Source organism: Brevundimonas albigilva, assembly GCF_023573565.1.
In the GTDB taxonomy this organism is placed as follows: domain Bacteria; phylum Pseudomonadota; class Alphaproteobacteria; order Caulobacterales; family Caulobacteraceae; genus Brevundimonas; species Brevundimonas albigilva.
Genome location: NZ_CP097649.1, coordinates 2,679,173 through 2,698,003, shown reverse-complemented (window position 1 = coordinate 2,698,003; position 18,831 = coordinate 2,679,173). Strand labels below are relative to the sequence as shown.

Below are 18,831 nucleotides of genomic sequence, written 5' to 3'. Positions count from 1 at the left end.
TCAGGCGCCAAGGCGGGCGACAGTGGCGGCATGGATGATCTGAACCAGCGCTGGGCCCGGCTTGAGCCGCACATGGTCGTGACGGGGCCGGACGACGACCGCCCGCGCCCGGCGGTGCTGTTGTTCCACGGCTGCGGCGGGCTTCGCGACCATCTGCCCCGCTACGCCCAGGCGGCGGCCGAGGCGGGTTGGCGGGCCTTCGTCGTCGATTCCTACGCCCCGCGCGGCTGGGGCCGGGCCTTCACCCTGACCGCCGTCTGCACCGGCCTGGCCCTGCGGGGGTACGAGCGGGCGGGCGATGTCCTGGCCGCGATCCGGGGCGTTTCCGCCCGGCCGGACGTGGACGCGGATCGCCTGGCCCTGGCGGGCTGGAGCCACGGCGGCTGGTCGATCATGGAGATGATGAGCGCCGATCCCGCGCCGAACGCCCTGGGCGTCAGCGACCCCGGCGCGGCCGATCTGTCGGGGGTGAAGGCGGTCTGGCTGGCCTATCCCTATGTCGGGCCCTTCGCCTTCAACAAGCTGAAGCCGTGGCGGCGTTGTCCCAAGGTCCTGGCCGTCACCTGCCGCCGCGATCACCTGACCACCGTCCGCAACGCCGAACAGGTCAACGCCATGATCCGCAACTGCGGCGCCGAGGTCGAAAGCTGGATCGCCGAGGGCACCCACGCCTTCGACGAACCCACCAACAACGGCCCGATGCGCCACGACCCGGCCCTGGCCGAGGAGGCCCTGCGCCGCTTCCGCGCCTTCCTGGAGGACGCCGCGCCCCACGGCTGAAAAGATTTCCGACCTTCCGTCTTGACGCGCGGCCCATCACGTAACAATTGCAGTTACATGAAGCGCGACTCCCGCCTGTCCAACATCCTGCACGCCCTGCTGCACATGGCCGAGCATCAGGCGCGGACGGGCTCGCCCATGACCTCGGACCAGCTGGCGGTCTGCCTGTCCACCAATCCGGTGGTGGTGCGCCGGACCATGGCGGGCCTGCGGGACCAGGGGCTGGTCGCCTCGGAAAAGGGACACGGCGGCGGCTGGCGTCTGGCCCGGCCGCTGGACCAGGTCACCCTGGGCCAGGTGCACGCGGCCCTGGGGGGAACCGGCCTGATCCCCGACGCCCCGCCGGTCGAGGCCCAGGGCTGCCTGGTCGAAGCCGCGGTCAACGAGGCCCTGTCCGACACCTACGCCGCCGCCCGCGCCCTGCTGGTCGCGCGGCTGGACTCCATCACCCTGGCCGATCTGGCGGCGGACTTCTCGCGCCGGATGGCGGCGCATCCTGCCAAGGACCCCCTTCATGCCCACCTTCGAAAATCCCATGCCTCATGACGCCGTGATCATCGGCGGCTCCTATGCGGGCCTGTCCGCCGCCATGCAGCTGGTCCGCGCGCGCCGCCGGGTGCTGCTCATCGACGACGGCCGGCCGCGCAACCGCTTCGCCGCCCGCGCCCACGGCGTCCTGGCCAACGACGGCCGGCCGGGAGCCGAGATCGCGGCGGCCGCCCGCGCCCAGGTCGCCGCCTATCCCACCGCCGCCTTCCGCATGGCCGAGGCGGTGGCGGTCGATCGGATCGAGGGCGGCTTCTCGGTCGCCTTCGCCGACGGAACGCGGACCCAGGGCCGGCGCCTGCTGCTGTCGCATGGCGTTGAGGACGTCCTGGCCGACATCCCCGGCGTCCGGGAACGCTGGGGCCGCACCGCCCTCCACTGCCCCTGGTGCCACGGCTATGAGATCGGCGGCGGCCCCATCGGCGTGCTGGGACGGGGCGAACACGCGGTCCAGTATGCGGCGACGGTGGCCGAATGGGGGGACGTCACCCTGTTCATGGGCCTGGACCAGGGCCTGTCGCCCGAGGACGCCCACCTGCTGTATCGCCGGGGCGTGACGATCGAACCGACGCCGATCGAACGGCTGGAGGGCGAGGCCCCGACCCTGACCGGCGCGCGTCTGGCGGACGGGCGCTTCATCCCGCTGAAGGCCATCTTCGTCGGCGCCAGCGTGCGCGTCGCCAGCCCCTTCGCCGACAGCCTGGGCTGCGAGATGGTCGACACGCCGATGGGCCGCGTCGTCAAGGTGGACGCCATGCAGCAGACGACCCAGCCGGGCGTCTTCGCCGCCGGCGACCTGGCCCGCGCCGCCTCCAACATCACCCTGGCGACCTCGGACGGCATGACGGCCGCCCACGCCCTGTTCCGCTCGCTGGTGGAGGAGGAGACGGCGCCCGCCGCCTAACCCAGCGTCGCCTGGACCGTGATCGTCGCCCGGACCGAATGGGCCATTTCGCAATGCTCGTGCGCCGCGTGATGCAGGGCGTCCAGCTCGGCCTGGTCGGGCTGGCGGCCGGTGAAGGTGGTGACGGGGCGCAGGGTCACGCGGGCCAGATAGCGCCTGCCCGCCTCGTCCTTGTCCAGCTCGCCGGACGCCTCGTCGCGATAGGAATCCAGCGTCAGCCGGGCGTTGGCGGCGAGGCCAGGAACCACAGCATGTGGCAGCTGGACAGGGAGGCGATCATCGCCTCCTCCGGATCGACCGCCGTGGCGTCGGACATCGGCAGGGGCACGCTGGCCGGGGCGGAAGACCCGCGCACGACCGCCCCGCCGTCGAAGGTCCAGATGTGGGCGCGGCTGTAGCGCTTGTCGACGAAGGGCTGGTCGCCCCGCGTCCACTCGATGATCGCCCCGTGCGCGCTCATGCCTCGTCTCCTTCAGCTTCGGCCAGGACGGTATAGGTCATCCGCGCACGAACCTCGAAGCCCAGGCCGCGATAGAAGGCGATGGTGGCGTCGTGGTCGGCGAAGGCGTGCAGGAAGGCCGCCTCGCCCGCGGCCAGGATCTCCCCGACCACCGCCCGCGACAGCGCCGCCGCATAGCCCCGGCCGCGATGGTCGGGATGGGTGCAGACGCCGCTCAGCTCGGTGAAGCCGTCGACCCTGAGGCGCCGCCCGGCCATGGCGATCAGTTCGCCGTCGCGCTTCACGCCGATGAACGGCCCCAGCCGGTGCGTCGCCGACCGGAACGGCCCGGGCCGCGTCAGCGTCGCCAGGGCCAGCATAGCCGGCGCGTCGGCCTCGGTCAGGGGCGCGAAGGCGACCTCGGGCCCGCCGGCGGTCAGGGCCGTCGCCGTCATCTGCACCAGGGCGATCCGGCGGTCGACGGCCACCTCGGGCAGGACGTCGACCATCGGCCCGTCCTCGCGCTCGACCAGGCCCGCGCCGGGATGGCGCCGCGCCAGCGCGGTCAGCGCCGCCCGCGCCTTGGCCGAGGCGTCGGCGGCGGCCAGGAACACCCCGACCTCCGGATCGATCCGCACCGCGGACGCATCGGACTCCGGCGTCGCAAACGCCGCCAGCCGCGTCGTCAGGGCGTTGAACACGGCGCGGTCGAGAGGATGGCTCATGGCCGCCGATCTAGGCGTCGGCGAGCGAAAGCGGAATGGCCCGTCGCTACGTCGCGTCCGGAATCCGCCGCCCCTGCCTCCGTCATCCTCGGGCTTGACCCGAGGATCAGACGCGCCGTCGCTCATCCAGCGGGGTCGACCTTCATCGCATGGGCGCGCTTACAGTCCGGCCCTCGGGTCAAGCCCGAAGGGTGACGGCGGTGTAAGGACTTACGCCCGCCAGAAGCCGACGATCTTCTTGGTCTCGGCCACCACGGGCTCGGCGATGGCGGCGGCGCGCTCGGCCCCGTCCTTCAGCACGCGGTCGATTTCGGCCGGGTCGTCCATCAGCCGGCGCATCTCGGCCGTCACGGGCGCCAGGGATTCGACCGCCAGGTCCGCCAGCGCCGGCTTGAAGGCGCCGAAGCCCTGGCCGCCGAACTGGGCGATCACCTGCTCGCGGGTCTGGCCCGACAGGGCGGCGTAGATGGCGACCAGGTTCTTGGCCTCGGCCCGGTCGGCCAGGCCGTCCAGCGTCTCCGGCAGCGGCTCCGGGTCGGTCTTGGCCTTCCTGATCTTGGCCGCGATCGCATCGGCGTCGTCGGTCAGGTTGATGCGGCTGTTGTCCGACGGATCGGACTTGGACATCTTGGCCGCCCCGTCGCGCAGGCTCATCACCCGCGTCGCCGGCCCCTGGATCAGCGGCTCGGGCAGGGGGAAGAAGCCCGGCGCGTCGAAGTCGGCGTTGAACTTCTGGGCGATGTCGCGGGTCAGTTCCAGATGCTGCTTCTGGTCCTCGCCGACCGGCACCTCGGTGGCCTTGTACAGCAGGATGTCGGCCGCCTGCAGCACCGGATAGGTGTACAGGCCGACCGAGGCGCGCTCCTTGTGCTTGCCCGACTTCTCCTTGAACTGGGTCATCCGGTCCAGCCAGCCCAGGCGCGCCACGCAGTTGAAGATCCAGGCCAGTTCGGCGTGGGCGGGCACGGCCGACTGCGGAAAGATGGTCGCGGTCTTGGGGTCCAGGCCCGAGGCCAGGTAGGCGGCGGCGATCTCGCGCGTCTGGGCGGCCAGCTTGGCCGGGTCCTGCCACACGGTGATGGCGTGCATGTCGGCGACGAAGACCAGGACGGGCGCGCCCTGGTCCTGCAGTTCGACGAAGCGCTTCAGCGCGCCGAGGTAGTTGCCCAGGTGCAGGGCGCCGGAGGCCTGGATGCCGGACAGGATGCGGCGCGGGCCGGTATAGGGGGCCGGGGTTTGATCGGTCATGGTTCGGGTCTCGAAAGGTCGGGGTCAGGCGTGACGAAGCGGGCGGCGGTCAGCCGCGCCATCGCCATCCGGAAGGGAAGCCCGAAATCGTCATGGCCCCGCGCTTATCGTCTCCCCGCCGGTCAGTCCAGACCGGAGACGGGGCCCGCGCCCGGCTCGCGCCTCAAGGTCGCCTTCAGTTCCGACAGGGTCACGGCCCGGAACAGCAGCAGGCACAGCCCATAGGCGCCCGCCCCGACGGCGCAGACGACCAGGACCGCGATCTCCTTGGCCAGGAACAGCCGGCTCAGCGTCGGATAGGCGAGGCTGGCGGCGAACAGCAGTCCGGCCATCACCGCGCTGGCGGCGACGATGCGCGACAGGCGCGACACGAAGGCCGGGGAGGGGCGCCAGCTGTCCTCGCGGATCAGCGTCCCGGCCAAGAGGGCGACATTGACCCAGGCGGAGACGCTGGTGGCGATGGCCAGGCCCAGCACCCCGTCCCAGCCGCGCGATCCGAACCAGAAGAACAGGGCCGAGCCCAGCGTCACCGTCAGGATCACCGAGATCACCGCGAAGATCATCGGCCGGCGCGTGTCCTCGCGCGCGAAGAAGGGCGGGGTCAGCACCTTGACCAGCACGAAGGCCGGCACGCCCCAGGCGAACTGGCGCAGCACGTCGGCGGTGCGCGCCGCATCGGCCGAGGTGAAGGCCGCGCGCGTCACCGTGGCGTCGATGATGAAGAAGGGAATGACGAACAGCGCCACCCCGGCCGGCAGGGCGAAGGCCAGCGCCAGCCCAAGCCCGTCGTCCATCGTCCGGCGGCCGCCCGCGTGGTCGCCGGAAACGAAGGCCCGCGTCAGGCGCGGCACCAAGGCCAGGCCCAGCGCCACCCCCACTAGCCCCAGCGGCAGCTGGTACAGGCGGTCGGCGTTGTACAGCACCGAGCGCGCCCCCTCGTTCGATCCGGCCAGGAACTGGCTGACCAGGGAGTTGATCTGGAAGGCGCCGCCCGCCAGCACGCCCGGCACGGCCAGGGCCAGGGTCCGCCTGACCCCCGCCGTCAGGCGCGGCCACGACAGGCGGATCGTCACCCCCAGCCGCCGCACGCCCCACCACAGCAGGCCCGCCTGGACGACGCCCGAGACCGTCACCGCCGCGCTGACCGCCATCAGGGTCTCCGGCTGGCTCATGGGAACGAAACTGGGCGCCATCAGCGGGACCAGGGTGCACAGGTTCAGGAACACCGGCACGCCCGCGGACAGGGCGAACCGCCCGCCGGTGTTCAGCACCCCCGACAGCAGCGAGGCGATGGTCATGCAGGCCAGATAGGGCATGGTCAGCTGCGCCGCCGTGACCGCCGCCCGCATCACGCCGGCGTCGTCGCGCCAGGCCGACAGCAGCCACGGCATGATCCACGGCATGGCGACCTGCAGCAGGATGCAGAAGCCGGCGACCACGGCGAAGATGAAGCTCAGCGCCTCGGACGCGGTGACGGCCGCCGCCGCCTCGCCCTCGCGCGCGCGGACCCCGCCGTAGATGGGCACGAAGGCCTGGGCGAAGGCGCCCTCCGCGAACAACCGCCGGAACATGTTGGGCAGCATCAGGGCGGTGGTGAAGGCGTCCATCATCGGCCCCTGGCCGAAGCGCGCCGACAGGAACAGGTCGCGGGCGAAGCCCAGCACGCGGCTGCCCAGGGTGAGCGTGGCCTGGACCAGGGTGTTGCGGGCGAGACTCATGCGGATTCCAGCGACTGACAGGCCCGCTTAGCGCGCCTCGGTCTTCGACGATACGGGCTTGCGCGCCCGACGGCCCAGTTCGGAGACGTCGCGGGCGCTGGCGCGGGCGGCGACCACCTTGCGGCCGGCCGGCGCGGGCGCGCGGCTGTCCAGCACCGCCTCCAGGGCGTCGCGCAGGTCTTGCGCCACCGCCTCGGAGCCGATCTTGCGGCCCTTCCGGTCCACCACATAGAAGCTGTCGACCGCCCGTTCGCCGAAGCTGGCCACGTGGGCCGATCGGATGTTCAGCCCCTGGTCGCTGAAGACGCGCGACAGGGCGGCCAACAGGCCCGGCCGATCGGCGCCGGAGACCTCGACCACGGTCGCCGCCTCGCTGGCGTGGTGGTCGATCATCACCACGGGCCGCACCTCGAATGCGGCCTTGCGGGCGTTGGCGGCGGGCTCGGGCGCCTTGCCGATGCGCCCTTCGCCGCGCGCCGCCCGCTCCAGCGCCTCCAGCAGGGTCTTCAGCCGCCGGGGCTCGGCCTGGCCGTAGGGCAAGCCCGCCCCGTCCTGCACCCGGAACACGTCCAGCACGATCCCTTCGGAGGTCGCCACCCGCGCATCGACGATGTCGGCGCCCAGGGCGGCCATGGTCTGGGCCAGGTCGGCGAACAGGCCCGGCCGGTCGGCGGCGGCGATGGAGATCTGGGTCGTCTGCACCGGCAGGCCCTCGACCGCGGGGGTCGGCTGGGCCTCGGCCGCCGCGCCCGCCTCGCGCGCCCGGGCCACCAGGGCCGGATGGTCGCCCAGCGGGTCCTCGCGCGCCACGTCCTCGCCCCGGAACAGGGCGGCGACCTGGTTGTAGAGGGTCCGCATCAGCTGGCCCTTCCAGCCGTTCCACACGCCCGGACCCACGGCGCGGATGTCGGCCACCGTCAGCACCAGCAGCATCCGCAGCCGCTCGGGATCGCCGACCAGCTCGGCGAAGGCGCGCACCGTCGCCGGGTCCGACACGTCACGCTTCTGGGCGTAGTCGGACAGCGCCAGGTGGCTGCGAACCAGCCACACCACCAGTTCGATCCGACGCGGGTCGACGCCCAGCCGTTCGCACGCCCGGCGCGCGGCGATGGCGCCGTCCTCCAGCTGGCCGCGCTCGCCGCCCTTGCCGACGTCGTGCAGCAGCATCCCCAGCATCAGGGCTTCCATGTCGTCGATCAGGTGGACGATCTCGGACGCCATCGGATGGTCGGCCTTCAGCTTGCCGCGCGCGATGTCGTTGATGACGCCGATGGCCTGCAGCGTGTGCTCGTCCACCGTATAGGCGTGATACATGTTGAACTGGGTCTGGCCGACGATCCGCCCCCATTCGGGCAGGAACCGGCCCAGCAGGCCCGTCTCGTTCATCAGCGTCAGGGTGCGATAGGGCCGCTGCCCATGCGCCAGTATGTCCAGGAAGGCCCGCGTCGCCGCCGGGTCGCGCCGCAGCTTCGGCGTCACCAGCGACAGCGAGCGCGTCACCGCCGAATAGGCGTCCGGATGCAGGTCCAGGTCGTGCTTGTCGGCCTGGACGAACAGGGTCAGCAGCTTGACCGGATCGGCCTGGAACACCTCTGGCCCGTCGACCGACAGCCGCCCTTGGTCGATGGACAGACCCGGCACGTCCAGGCGTCGCCGGTTGGGCCGGAACGGGCTCATCAGACGCGACAGGCCCGACGCCGTCTTCTGGTGGCGGGCCTCCAGCTTGGCCGACATGGCGCGAGTCAGGGCGCCGACGTCGCGCGCCACCAGGAAGTAGCGGCGCATGAACCGCTCCACCGCCGGCTCGTCGCCGCGCCCGCGCCAGCCCATGCGCCGCGCCACCTCGGGCTGCAGGTCGAAGGTCAGCTTCTCTTCCGCCCGCCCGGCGATCAGATGCATGTGGATGCGCACCCGCCACAGGAAGTCGAACGCCTCGTCCGAGGTGCGCCGCTCGCGCGCGGTGAACAGTTCGTCCATCACCGTCGCGCCCAGCCGACTGTCGGGCGCCAGGGAGCGGGCGATCCAGAACAGGCTGTTCAGGTCGCGCAGGCCCCCCTTGCCGTCCTTGACGTTGGGCTCGACCTTGTAGCGGATGGCCCCGGCCTTCTCGTGGCGCAGGTCGCGTTCCTCCAGCTTGGCGGCGATGAAGGGGCGCGGATCGGACTTCTCGACCATGTCGCGGAACCGCCGGATCATCAGCTCGGCCAGTCCTTCGTCCCCGGCCAGGAAGCGCGCCTCCAGCAGGGTGGTCCGCACCGTCATGTCGGTCTTGGCCAGGGTCAGGCATTCATCGACCGACCGCGCCGAGGGCCCGACCTTGGCCCCCAGGTCCCACAGGACGTAGAGGACGAACTCGACCACCTTCTCGCCGCGCGGCGTGGCCTTGCCTGGCCGCAGGAACAGAAGGTCCAGATCGGAGTAGGGCGCCAGGACCCGCCGCCCGTAGCCGCCCACCGCCACCAGGGCCAGCCGCTCGCTCTCGACCGGCGACACCGGCCACAGCGTCTCGGTCGCCACGGCCCACAGGGCGATCAGCATCTCGTCGGCGGCGGCGGCGTACAGGCGCGCCACGTCCCGCCCGTTCATCCCCGCCTCCAGCTTGCGCTCGGCCCGCGCCCGCGCGGCGTCGTAGCCTTCCTTCAGCACCGCGGCCACGGCGGCGCGCGGATCGGCGGCGCGCGCGGCCTCAAGCAGGCGGTCGTCCAGCGGCGGCGGCGCGGCGGTCATGCGCGGATCATAGGGGGGCGGTCAGGACCTGTCGCGTCCCACGCCGAGCCGCCGCCTCATCCGATGTGGTCCGCCGGCACGTCCAGCACCTCGGCCAGGCGTCGCAGCGTTTCGGGGCCGCCGGTCTTGTGCCCCCGCTCGATCTCCGACAGGTAGCCCTGGCCGATGGTCGCGGCCTCGGCCAGCGCCTGCTGGGTCCAGCCGCGATGTTTGCGCCAGGCCGTCAGCCGCGAAGCGCCCTTCAGGATCAGCGTCGAGACCTCGACCGGCAGGCGTTCGTCCACGCCGGCTTCGAGATCGGCCATGGCCGCGTCGAAGGCGGCGATATCGGCCTCGTCCTCGTCCTGGTCGAGACCGGCCGTCAGCGCCTCGTATTCGGCGCGGGGCAGGATGACCAGCTCCTCGCCGGCGGGCGTGGTGATGTGTTGCGCGTGAAGGGGACGATTCATCTGTAGGTTCCGGTCTGGCGTGGTCCGATATGGATGGCCAGGATGGTGGTCATGTCCTCGGTGAAGATCACCCGATAGCGCCCGACCCTGAGCCGAAAGCCGAGCCGTCCGTTGAGCGCCTTGACGTCGCCGCGCCCGTGCATCGCATAGGCGTCCAGGGCGGCAGAGATCGTCGCCCGGGCCGACGCGGGCAAGGCGTCGAACTGTCTGGCCGCACTGTTGGTCAGGACGATGGTTTTCACGCTCAGATTATCACCAATTTATCGCGATGAAGCGAGAGATATTATCTCAATTGCGCAAATGCGGCGGCGCGGCGGCTGTCGTGCTAAAGGCGCGCCGGTGAGCGAACGCCTCAAGACCTTCATCCGCCAGCGGGCCGCCGAGCTGGGCTTCGACGTGTGCCGCTTCGCCTCGGCGACCGACGCCTGGCCGGCGGGCGACCGGCTGCGTCATTTCGTGGACGAGGGCCGCCATGGCGACATGGGCTGGATGGAGACGACGGTGGACCGCCGCGCCCACCCCACCGCCATGTGGGACGAGGCCCGAACCGCCATCGTCCTGGGCATGAACTACGGTCCGGACCAGAACCCGCTGGACCAGCTGGCCGACCGTTCGGCGGGCTACATCTCGGTCTATGCGCGCGGCGACGACTATCACGAGGTCATCAAGGGGCGGCTCAAGACGCTGGCGGGCCAGATCGCCGCGCGCAACGGCCAGGACATCAAGGTCTTCGTCGACACCGCGCCCCTGATGGAAAAGCCGCTGGCCCAGCGCGCCGGCCTGGGCTGGCAGGGCAAGCACACCAATCTGCTCAGCCGCACCCACGGCAACTGGCTGTTCCTGGGGACGATCCTGACCGCCGCCGAGATCGCGCCGGACGCGGCCGAGACCGAGCATTGCGGCCGCTGCACCGCCTGTCTGGACGCGTGCCCGACCAACGCCTTTCCCGCGCCGTTCCAGTTGGACGCCCGGCGCTGCCTGTCCTACCTCACCATCGAATATGGCGGGCCCTGGCCGGTGGAGTTCCGTCTGGCCACGGGCTCGCGCCTCTATGGCTGCGACGACTGCCTGGCCGCCTGTCCGTGGAACAAGTTCGCCCAGGAAGCGCGCGAAATGCGGCTCCAGCCGCGCCCGACGCTCCAGGCGCCGCTTCTGGCCGACCTGGCGGCGCTGGACGATGCGGCCTTTCGCGCCCTGTTCGCCAAGAGCCCGGTCAAGCGCATCGGCCGCGACCGCTTCATGCGCAATGTCCTCTACGCCATCGGCAATTCGGATGATCCGGCGCTGATCGCCCCGGCGCGCGCCCTGCTGGACGATCCGGCGCCCCTGGTGCGGGGGGCCGCCGTCTGGGCCCTGTCGCGGCTGATGGCCCCCGACGCCTTCGCCGCCTTGCGGGCGACAAGGTCGGAGCTCGATCCCGATGTCCGGGCCGAGTGGGACCGCGCCGCCTGAGTTCCTTCCTCAACAGGGGGCCTGAAGCCTCAGCCCATCGCCGTCGCGCCGCCGCCGATGGGCCCGCCGCCGGGCGCCTTGGCCACGTCCAGCAGCTTCAGCCGGAAGATCAGCACGGCGTTGGGCGGGATGGCGGGCGGCCCGCCGCGTTCGCCATAGCCCAGCTCGGGCGGCACATAGAGGATCCACTCGTCGCCGACGCGCATCTTCTGCAGCGCCTCGGTCCAGCCGGGCACGACCGTCTCGGGCGTGAAGATGGCCGGCGCGCCCCGCGCGAAGGAGCTGTCGAACACCGCGCCGTCGACCAGCTTGCCCTCGTATTCGACCTTGACCAGATCGTTGCGGTCGGGGCTTTCGCCGCCGGCGGGGCCGGACTGGACCACCTGATACTGCAGGCCGCTGGGCAGGGTCTGGACGCCGTCCTGGCGCGCGTTCTTCTGCATGAAGGCGGCGGCCTCGGCCTTGCCCGCCTCGGGGTCGATCACGGCCGGCTGGCCGCAGCCCGACAGCAGCAGGCCCGCGACGATGGCGGCCCTAGCCCATGCGAAGTTCATATCCCCGGTCCTTCAAGGCGTCGCCGATCTCGTCGGCGTGGGCGCTATCGCGCGTTTCGACCATGATGTCGAACTCGGCGCCCTTGGCCGGCACGTCCAGCGCCAGGCGGTTGTGGACCACGTCGATGATGTTGCCGCCCAGGCCCCCGATCACCGCCGCCATGGCCGACAGCATCCCCGGCCGGTCGTCGCCCAGGATGCGATAGACGATCAATCTCCGTTCACGGACCATCTCGCGGTTCAGCACCACGGCCAGCATCCGCGCGTCGATGTTGCCGCCGGTCAGTTCGATGCCCACCTTCATGCCCCTGAACCGATCGGGATTTCGCAGCAGGGCCGCCAGGCCGCCCGCGCCGGCGCCCTCGCACACCGTCTTCTCCATCGTCGCCATGAACGAGACCCCGCGCTCGAAATCGGCCTCGTCGACCACGAAGACCTCGTCGATCAGGCGATCCGCCAGGCCGAAGGGGATGTCGCCGACCGCCTTGATGGCGATGCCCTCGGCGATGGTCTGGCCGGTGCAGACCGGCGGCTGGCCGGCCCGCTTGGCGGTGAAGGACGGATAGCGCGCGGCTTCGACGCCGAACACCTTGATGTCCGGCCGGATCGCCTTGGCGGCGATGGCGCAGCCGGCGATCAGACCGCCCCCGCCGATGGGCACGATCAGCGCCTCCAGCTCCGGCGCGTCCTCCAGGAACTCCAGCGCGCACACGCCCTGGCCGGCCACGATCCCCTCGTCGTCGAAGGCCGAGACGAAGACATAGCCATTTTCGGCCTCCAGCCGCTTGGCCTCCTCGGTCGCCCCGGTGAAGTCCAGGCCGTGGATGACCACGGTCGCCCCGTGCTGGCGGGTGCCGTTGATCTTGGCGAAGGGCGTGCCCTCGGGCATGACGATGGTCACCGGCACGCCCAGCCGTCCGCCGTGATAGGCCAGGGCCTGGGCGTGATTGCCCGCGCTGGCCGCCACCACGCCTCGCCGGCGTTCGTCCTCGGTCAGCAGCAGCAGCCGGTTCAGCGCGCCGCGTTCCTTGAAGCTGCCGGTGAAGTGCAGATTGTCGAACTTGACCCAGACCTCGGCGCCGGTCAGCTGCGACAGCTTGCGCGAATACCGCGTGGGTGTGTGGTCGACCTGACCCGCGATTCGCGCGCGGGCGGCCTGAATATCGTCCAGGGTGACGGTCATCGCAGCGTTTCCATGTTCGCCTCGCCATGCGGGCGGGCGGATTTTGTCGCGTCTGTTTCGCGCGTTGCGGCCCCCGGGTCCAGAGCGGCGTCTTGACCGTGGAACCGCGGGGGGCGGTCGTGCGATACTGTCGCCAAGAACAAGCCCGCCCCGGAGGAAGCCCATGTCGATCCGTCCCCTCGTCCTTGCGGGCGCCGTCGCCGCCGCGCTCGCGGCCTGCGCCCCGGTTCCGGTACCGGGCGGCGCGGTCCAGCCGGCCGTCTTCCGCGCCGACGACTTCGCCTGGTCGCAGCGCGGCGGGCAGGGCGGAATCCAGGGGCGGATCGCCTACCGACAGGACGGCAAGGCCTACGATTGCGTCGCCTCGGCGGGCCTGACCCCCGACACGCCCTACACCCGTAACCGCTTCCGCACCCTGTACGGCTCGACCGAGCAGGCGGCGGTGCCGGCGGCGGTGGTCCGCGCGCGCGACGTGGGCGAGGCGGCGGCCGACTATCGCGCTTACGTCCGCTCCGAGCGGTGCGAGAACGGGCGTTTCTCGTTCGCCGGCCTGCCCGACGGCGGCTGGTTCTTGATCGTGCCGGTGCGGGCCCAGGGCGACGAAGGTCCGCTTGTCCTGATGCGCCACGTGGTCACGCGCGGCGGGCGGGTCGTCGACGTCACGCTCTGACGCCGCCGAACCCACGAAAGCCCGCGGTAACGCGGATCGCCATCTTCTCGTCGCAAGCGCCCGGCCTGATCGCGCGTTCGTCCGATCCGTGGGGAGGCGTTCATGTCCCAGCACAATATCAGCGGTTCCGAGGCCTTCAATCGCGGGCCCTCCGTCCACATCCGCCAATACCGGCCCGGCGGAATGCGCCGCCGCCGCGCGCGCACCGCCCTGATCTTCATCGCCGGCGCCGCAGCCATGCTGGTGGTCGGCCTGGCGGTCGCGGCGGCGATCTTCGGTCCCGCCCTGTCCAGCTGACGGGGCGCGCGACCCGCCTGGCGGTGGAAACCCGGACTTAAGGCCTTTGGCGCAGGATCGGCCGCATGGACATCCTGCCCTTCATCGCCCTGGCGCCCTTTCCGGTCCTGATGGTCGTCGGCGGCCTGCACGACCTGACGACCATGCGGATTCCCAACTGGATTTCGCTGGCCCTGCTGGCCGCCTTCCTTCCGGCCGCCCTGCTGCTGGGGCTGGCGCCGCTGGACATGGCCGCCCACCTCGGCGTGGGCGTCGCCGCCCTGCTGGCCGGCATGGCCCTGTTCGCCCTGAACTGGGTCGGCGGGGGCGACGCCAAGCTGCTGGCGGCCGCCTGTCTGTGGATGGGGCCGGCGGGCAGCCTGCCGTTCCTGTTGTCCAGCGCCATCGTCGGCGGCCTGTTCTGCCTGGCGCTGATCACCGCGCGCCGCACCATTCCCGCCTTCCCCGGCCTGCCCGCCTGGGCCGCGCGCCTGCTGGAGCCCAAGGGGGACGTGCCCTATGGCGTGGCCCTGGCCGGCGGGGCGCTGCTGGCCTTTCCCGCTTCGCCGCTGGTTGCGGCCTTCGTGGGCGGCTGACGGCGTCATCCGGCGCTTAGGACCGCATTAACCCGTCGCATCCATGATCGTTAACGCAGGGCGGAGAGCCGCGCCTGCCGGAGACCGTCAGGATGAAGCCTGCCCGTATAGCCGTGATCTGCATCGCCGCCGTTTCGGCCATCGGGCTGGCGCTGGTGGTGCGGGCCATGGGCTCTTCCTCGCATCAGCCCAGCCGCCCGGCCGTCGCCGCCGTCGAGACCCGGCCGATGACCCGCGTCCTGGTCGCCGCGAACGATCTGCAGCCCGGCAAGCGCCTGGGCGACGCCGACATGGCCTGGAAGGACTGGCCCTCCGACGAGGTCAATCCCGCCTTCATCGTCGACGGCCCGGCCAAGCCCCCGGCCGACGGCCGCGCGGCCGAGGCCGCCGCCAAGGTCGCCCGCGCCGCGACCGAGGCCACGACGGGCGGAACCAAGGGCGACTACGTCGGCTCCGTGGTCCGCGAGACCATCCTGAAGGGCGAACCCATCGTCGCGCGCAAGATCGTGCGCGCGGGCGACAGCGGCTATCTGGCCGCCTATCTGGAGCCCGGCATGCGGGCCATGGCCATCAGCGTCACGGTCGAGACCGCCGCCGGCGGCTTCATCCTGCCCGGCGACCGCGTGGACGTGGTCATGACCCGCGAGTTCCCGGCCCAGTCGGGCGGCGGCGGGACGCAGTATTCGACCTCCACCGTCATGCGGAACATCAAGGTGCTGGCCATCGACCAGACCACCCGCGCGGCCGACGACGAACAGGCCGTGGTGGGCGCCACCGCCACCCTGGAGGTCACGCCCGGCGACGCCGAGGCCCTGGCCCAGGCCAAGTCCGAGGGCGAGCTGTCCCTGATGCTGCGCTCCTACGCCGACACCGCCGGCCCGTCGGGCGCGGTGCGCGCCGCGGCCCGCGCCGACGCCCCCTCGGCCGTCCGCATCTATCGCGGCGGCGCGCCCGAAACGGTGGCCGTCCCATGAAAACCGCCATGCCCCGGACCCTGCTCACGGCCGTCTGCGCCGCCCTGATCGGCCTGGCGCCCGCCGCCGCCCCGATCGCCGCCGCGGCCCAGACCCGCGCCGCCGTCTCGACCGGCGCGGCGCCGCAGCTGATCAACCTGCCGCGCGGCACCTCCTTCGCGGTGGACCTGCCGGCCGACGCCCGCGACGTCATCGTCTCCAATCCGCAGGTGGCCGAGGCCATGCTGCATTCGCCGCGCCGCATCACCGTCATCGGCATCGCGCCGGGCGAGACGGACGCGGTCTTCCTGGACGGGGCGGGGCGCACCATCCTGGCCCTGCGCGTCCGCGTCGACGCCGGCGTCAGCGCGCTTCAGGACACCCTGACCCGGCTGGTGCCGGGCGGCCGCGTCCAGGCCGAGGCGATCAACGACAGCGTCATCCTGACCGGCTCGGTCGACAGCCCGGCCCAGTCCGAACAGGCCCAGCGCATCGCCCGCGCCTTCGTCTCGGCGCCCGAGAAGGTGCTGAACATGATCAGCGTCGCCGGCTCGGACCAGGTCACGATCAAGGCGCGCGTGATCGAGGTGCAGCGCTCGGCGGTCAAGCAGCTGGGCCTGGACGTCAACGCCGTGCTGAACAGCGTCGGCGACGGCCTCAGCTTCGCCCAGAGCGCGACCTTCGGCGTCAGCGGCTCGCAACTGGGCGGCGGGGTGCTGGGCTACACCGACGTCAGCGGCGACGGCAACCGCCTGACCACCAACCTTCGGGCCTTCGAGCGCGCGGGCCTGCTGCGCACCCTGGCCGAGCCCAACGTCACCGCCGTCAACGGCGAGAGCGGCGAATTCCTGGCCGGCGGCGAATTCCCCGTGCCGGTGTCCCAGAGCAACGACGACAGCGGCACGACCGTCGGCATCGAGTTCAAGCCCTACGGCGTGCGGCTGGCCTTCCGTCCGATCGTCCTGTCCGAGGGGCGCATCTCGCTGCAGCTGTCGACCGAGGTGTCGGAGCTGTCCAACGACGGCGCCTTCACCCTGAACCCGACCGCGAACACGGCCCTGGTCATTCCGGCGCTCAGCGTGCGCCGCGCCTCGTCCACGGTCGAACTGCCCAGCGGCGGATCGCTGATGATCGCCGGCCTGCTGCGCGAGGAGACCCGCCAGAACATCGACAAGCTGCCGGCCCTGGGCGACGTGCCGGTGCTGGGCGCCCTGTTCCGGTCGCGCGACTACACCTCGGGCCAGACCGAGCTGGTCATCATCATCGAGGCCTATGTGGTGTCGCCGACCTCGCCGGGCCGGATGCAGACGCCGGCCGACGGCCTGCAGATCGCCAACGACGCCCAGACCCTGCTGTTCGGCCAGCTCAGCCAGCGCTACGGCAGCCCGGCGCCCGCCGCCGCGCCCGGCGCCGGCTGGCAGGGTCCCGTCGGCTATGTGATCGAATGAGGCGCGCCGTGAACCGTACCGTCCTGCTGATGCTGCTGGCCGCCGGCGCCGGGCTTTCGGCCTGCGCGACCGCCGACGACGCCGCCGCCCCGCCGCCGCTGAACGCCCTGTCGCGCTACGTGCTGCAGGTCGAGCCGGGCGTGGACCGCATCGCCCTGGCCGTCCACGAGGAGGGGCTGTCGGGCAACCAGCACGCGGCGCTGGGGGCCCTGGTCGGCCGCTTCGCGCGCGAAGGCGCCGAGGTGATCCGCGTCGAGGCGCCCTCCGGGAACGACCCCGCCGCCGCCCGCGCCGCCTGGGGCGTGCGCGACGCCCTGGCCGGAATGGGCGTGCCGGCCGAGCGGGTCCTGGTCATGGCCTATGACGCGCCCGATCCGCGCGCGCCGGTCCTGGCCGGGTTCGAGACGCTTCGCGCCCATGTGCCCAACTGCGCCGCCGTCGGCGGCTCGGGCCAGATAGGCTATTCCAACCAGCCGACCAGCGACTTCGGCTGCGCCGTCACCGCCAATCTGGCCGCCCAGATCGCCAATCCGCGCGACATCGTCGCGCCTCGCGGCATGGACGCGCCCGACATGGGCCGCCGCTCCAAGGTGTTCGACACCTATCGCGCCGGACAGCGCACGGCCGCTCCCCAGGAAGAGCTCGTGGACGGGCAAGTCTCGCGGGCCGTGGACTGACCGATGAACAACGCGCGCGCCTACACCGATCTGGACGTCGACGGCTTCGAGATCGACGATGCGTTCGACGCGGCCGAACCGGCGCGCGAACCGCTGCAGTTCACCGCCGGACCCGCGCCCCTGGCCACGCCGGCCCCGGCGGCCGCGCCGGTCGTCGAGCCGCCCGTTCCCGCCTTCAACCCCGTCGGCGAACTGGTCGCGGGCGCCCAGTCGGCCCTGGCGCCGGCCGCCTCGATCGGCGAGGTGTCGGTGCCGCGCATCGTCATCCACGTCTTCGCCGAACGCCAGGACACCCTGGCGGCGGCCGAGCGCGCGGCCCAGGACCGGCGCCTGTCGCGCGCCACCACCCAGATCCGCATCGGCGGCGTCGCCGCCGCGGTCGAGGCCTATCAGCACGAGCCGACCCCGCCGCTGATCATCGTCGAATGCCTGAAGGACCCCCAGAGCCTGCTGTTCGAGGTCGACCAGCTGGCCGAGGTCTGCGACGCCGGCACCAAGGTCATCGTCGTCGGCCCGACCAACGACATCCTGCTGTTCCGCGAGCTGATGCGGCGCGGCGTCAGCGAATATCTGGTCGCCCCGCTGCAGCCGCTGCAGCTGATCGCGGCCATCGGCGGCCTGTTCAACGACCCGGCCCAGCCCTTCGTCGGCCGTTCCATCGCCTTCGTCGGCGCGCGGGGCGGGGCCGGCGCCTCGGCCGTGGCGCACAACACCGCCTATGCGATCTCCGAGCGGATCGGGGCCAACACCGTCATCGTCGACTACGACCTGCCCTTCGGCACGGCGGGGCTGGACTTCAACCAGGATCCGCTGAACGGCGTCGCCGACGCCCTGGGCCAGCCGGACCGGCTGGACCCGACGCTGCTGGACCGGATGATGGTCCGCTGCACCGACAAGCTCAGCCTGTTCGCCGCCCCCGCGACGCTGGACAGCGACTGGGACATCTCGACCGACGCCTTCGAGGAGGTGACGACGCGCATCCGCTCGACCGCCCCCTTCGTCATCCTGGACCTGCCGCACCTGTGGTCGCCGTGGATGCGCCGCACCCTGATCGCCGCCGACGAGGTGGTGGTGGTGGCCACGCCCGATCTGGCGTCCCTGCGCAACGCCAAGAACATGATGGACCTGATCCGCCAGGGCCGGCCCAACGACGCGCCGCCCCGCCTGGTGCTGAACCAGGTCGGCCTGCCGGGCCGTCCCGAGATCCCGGCCAAGGACTTCGGCGCGGCCCTGGGCGTCCATCCCAGCCTGGTCATCCCCTTCGACGCCAAGACCTTCGGCTCGGCGGCCAACAACGGCCAGATGATCCTGGACGCCGCCGCCAAGACCAAGGCGGCCGAGGCGTTCCAGACCCTGGCCCAGATCGTCTCCCGGCGCGAACTTCCGGCCGTCGCCGGTCCCAAGGGCGCCGCCGCCAAGCCGGGCAAGCCGGCGCGCGAGTCCAAGTCCCTGCTGGCCTCCATCTTCAAGAAGAAGCGCTGACGGG

At 71.8% G+C, this 18,831-nt stretch carries 21 protein-coding genes; 11 read left to right on the top strand and 10 right to left on the bottom strand.

The genetic code is table 11. The features are described from left to right. Positions 1–30: 30 nt before the first annotated feature. From M8231_RS13375 to M8231_RS13365, 3 genes are read left to right on the top strand one after another with little or no spacing between them, the layout of a single operon-like run. Positions 31–780 carry a dienelactone hydrolase family protein gene (locus tag M8231_RS13375; protein ID WP_249749546.1) on the top strand — a complete coding sequence of 250 codons (750 nt, stop codon included), beginning with the start codon at positions 31–33 and terminating at the stop codon, positions 778–780. Positions 781–837: 57 nt separating this feature from the next. Beyond that, a complete protein-coding gene (locus M8231_RS13370; RefSeq protein WP_249749547.1) occupies positions 838–1,326 on the top strand; it encodes an Rrf2 family transcriptional regulator in 489 nt (162 codons plus the stop codon). After that, positions 1,295–2,230 carry an NAD(P)/FAD-dependent oxidoreductase gene (locus M8231_RS13365; RefSeq protein WP_250201693.1) on the top strand — a complete coding sequence of 312 codons (936 nt, stop codon included), beginning with the start codon at positions 1,295–1,297 and terminating at the stop codon, positions 2,228–2,230. Before M8231_RS13370 ends, M8231_RS13365 begins: the two co-directional genes overlap by 32 nt. Here the strand turns inward: M8231_RS13365 and M8231_RS13360 are convergent. The 8 genes from M8231_RS13360 to M8231_RS13325 form a co-directional block, all read right to left on the bottom strand. Next, a complete protein-coding gene (locus M8231_RS13360) occupies positions 2,227–2,478 on the bottom strand; it encodes an OsmC family protein (protein ID WP_249749549.1) in 252 nt (83 codons plus the stop codon). The genes M8231_RS13365 and M8231_RS13360 overlap by 4 nt on opposite strands. Further along, entirely contained in the window at positions 2,445–2,690 is a 246-nt protein-coding gene (locus tag M8231_RS13355) for a hypothetical protein (RefSeq protein WP_249749550.1), read from the bottom strand. Before M8231_RS13355 ends, M8231_RS13360 begins: the two co-directional genes overlap by 34 nt. Beyond that, positions 2,687–3,394 (bottom strand): GNAT family N-acetyltransferase, encoded by a 708-nt coding sequence (locus M8231_RS13350; protein WP_250201692.1) that lies wholly within the window; start codon positions 3,392–3,394, stop codon positions 2,687–2,689. Before M8231_RS13350 ends, M8231_RS13355 begins: the two co-directional genes overlap by 4 nt. A 210-nt stretch (positions 3,395–3,604) precedes the next feature. Next, positions 3,605–4,642 carry a tryptophan--tRNA ligase gene (gene trpS, locus M8231_RS13345; protein WP_250201691.1) on the bottom strand — a complete coding sequence of 346 codons (1,038 nt, stop codon included), beginning with the start codon at positions 4,640–4,642 and terminating at the stop codon, positions 3,605–3,607. A 122-nt stretch (positions 4,643–4,764) separates the two neighbouring features. Further along, the gene (gene murJ, locus M8231_RS13340) at positions 4,765–6,360 is read right to left on the bottom strand and encodes a murein biosynthesis integral membrane protein MurJ (protein ID WP_249749552.1); all 1,596 of its coding nucleotides are present in this window, start codon (positions 6,358–6,360) and stop codon (positions 4,765–4,767) included. Between the two features lie 27 nt (positions 6,361–6,387). Then, entirely contained in the window at positions 6,388–9,087 is a 2,700-nt protein-coding gene (gene glnD / locus M8231_RS13335) for a [protein-PII] uridylyltransferase (RefSeq protein ID WP_249749553.1), read from the bottom strand. A gap of 56 nt (positions 9,088–9,143) precedes the next feature. Continuing rightward, positions 9,144–9,536 (bottom strand): helix-turn-helix domain-containing protein, encoded by a 393-nt coding sequence (locus M8231_RS13330; RefSeq protein WP_249749554.1) that lies wholly within the window; start codon positions 9,534–9,536, stop codon positions 9,144–9,146. Then, the gene (locus M8231_RS13325; protein WP_250201690.1) at positions 9,533–9,778 is read right to left on the bottom strand and encodes a type II toxin-antitoxin system RelE family toxin; all 246 of its coding nucleotides are present in this window, start codon (positions 9,776–9,778) and stop codon (positions 9,533–9,535) included. Before M8231_RS13325 ends, M8231_RS13330 begins: the two co-directional genes overlap by 4 nt. Before the next feature lie 97 nt (positions 9,779–9,875). On the opposite strand from M8231_RS13325, the gene queG reads away from it, so the two are divergent. Beyond that, on the top strand, positions 9,876–10,988 hold the full coding sequence (gene queG / locus M8231_RS13320) for a tRNA epoxyqueuosine(34) reductase QueG (RefSeq protein WP_430641136.1): 1,113 nt from the start codon (positions 9,876–9,878) through the stop codon (positions 10,986–10,988). Between the two features lie 29 nt (positions 10,989–11,017). Here the strand turns inward: queG and bamJ are convergent, their stop codons facing one another. Together bamJ and M8231_RS13310 are read right to left on the bottom strand one after the other, a co-directional pair. Continuing rightward, the gene (bamJ, locus tag M8231_RS13315; protein ID WP_249749557.1) at positions 11,018–11,542 is read right to left on the bottom strand and encodes a BamJ family beta-barrel-assembly machinery protein; all 525 of its coding nucleotides are present in this window, start codon (positions 11,540–11,542) and stop codon (positions 11,018–11,020) included. After that, entirely contained in the window at positions 11,523–12,725 is a 1,203-nt protein-coding gene (locus M8231_RS13310; RefSeq protein ID WP_249749558.1) for a threonine ammonia-lyase, read from the bottom strand. The genes bamJ and M8231_RS13310 overlap by 20 nt, the downstream gene beginning before the upstream one ends. Before the next feature lie 163 nt (positions 12,726–12,888). Here M8231_RS13310 and M8231_RS13305 point away from each other — a divergent pair, with 163 nt between their 5' ends. The 7 genes from M8231_RS13305 to M8231_RS13275 all read left to right on the top strand — a co-directional run bounded on the left by M8231_RS13305 (position 12,889) and on the right by M8231_RS13275 (position 18,827). After that, positions 12,889–13,395 (top strand): hypothetical protein, encoded by a 507-nt coding sequence (locus M8231_RS13305; protein ID WP_249749559.1) that lies wholly within the window; start codon positions 12,889–12,891, stop codon positions 13,393–13,395. Positions 13,396–13,497: 102 nt separating this feature from the next. Continuing rightward, the gene (locus M8231_RS13300; protein WP_249749560.1) at positions 13,498–13,692 is read left to right on the top strand and encodes a hypothetical protein; all 195 of its coding nucleotides are present in this window, start codon (positions 13,498–13,500) and stop codon (positions 13,690–13,692) included. Between the two features lie 65 nt (positions 13,693–13,757). After that, complete coding sequence (locus tag M8231_RS13295; protein WP_249749561.1) at positions 13,758–14,267, top strand: A24 family peptidase; 510 nt, start codon at positions 13,758–13,760, stop codon at positions 14,265–14,267. 92 nt (positions 14,268–14,359) lie between these two features. Further along, entirely contained in the window at positions 14,360–15,241 is an 882-nt protein-coding gene (gene cpaB / locus M8231_RS13290; RefSeq protein WP_249749562.1) for a Flp pilus assembly protein CpaB, read from the top strand. Beyond that, positions 15,238–16,668, top strand: coding sequence for a type II and III secretion system protein family protein (locus M8231_RS13285; RefSeq protein WP_250201689.1), 1,431 nt, complete (start codon positions 15,238–15,240; stop codon positions 16,666–16,668). The genes cpaB and M8231_RS13285 overlap by 4 nt, the downstream gene beginning before the upstream one ends. Before the next feature lie 8 nt (positions 16,669–16,676). After that, positions 16,677–17,345, top strand: a complete 669-nt coding sequence (locus M8231_RS13280) for a CpaD family pilus assembly protein (RefSeq protein WP_250201688.1) — start codon at positions 16,677–16,679, stop codon at positions 17,343–17,345. Between the two features lie 3 nt (positions 17,346–17,348). Beyond that, a complete protein-coding gene (locus M8231_RS13275) occupies positions 17,349–18,827 on the top strand; it encodes a CpaE/TadZ family protein (protein ID WP_284150791.1) in 1,479 nt (492 codons plus the stop codon). Positions 18,828–18,831 lie beyond the last annotated feature (4 nt).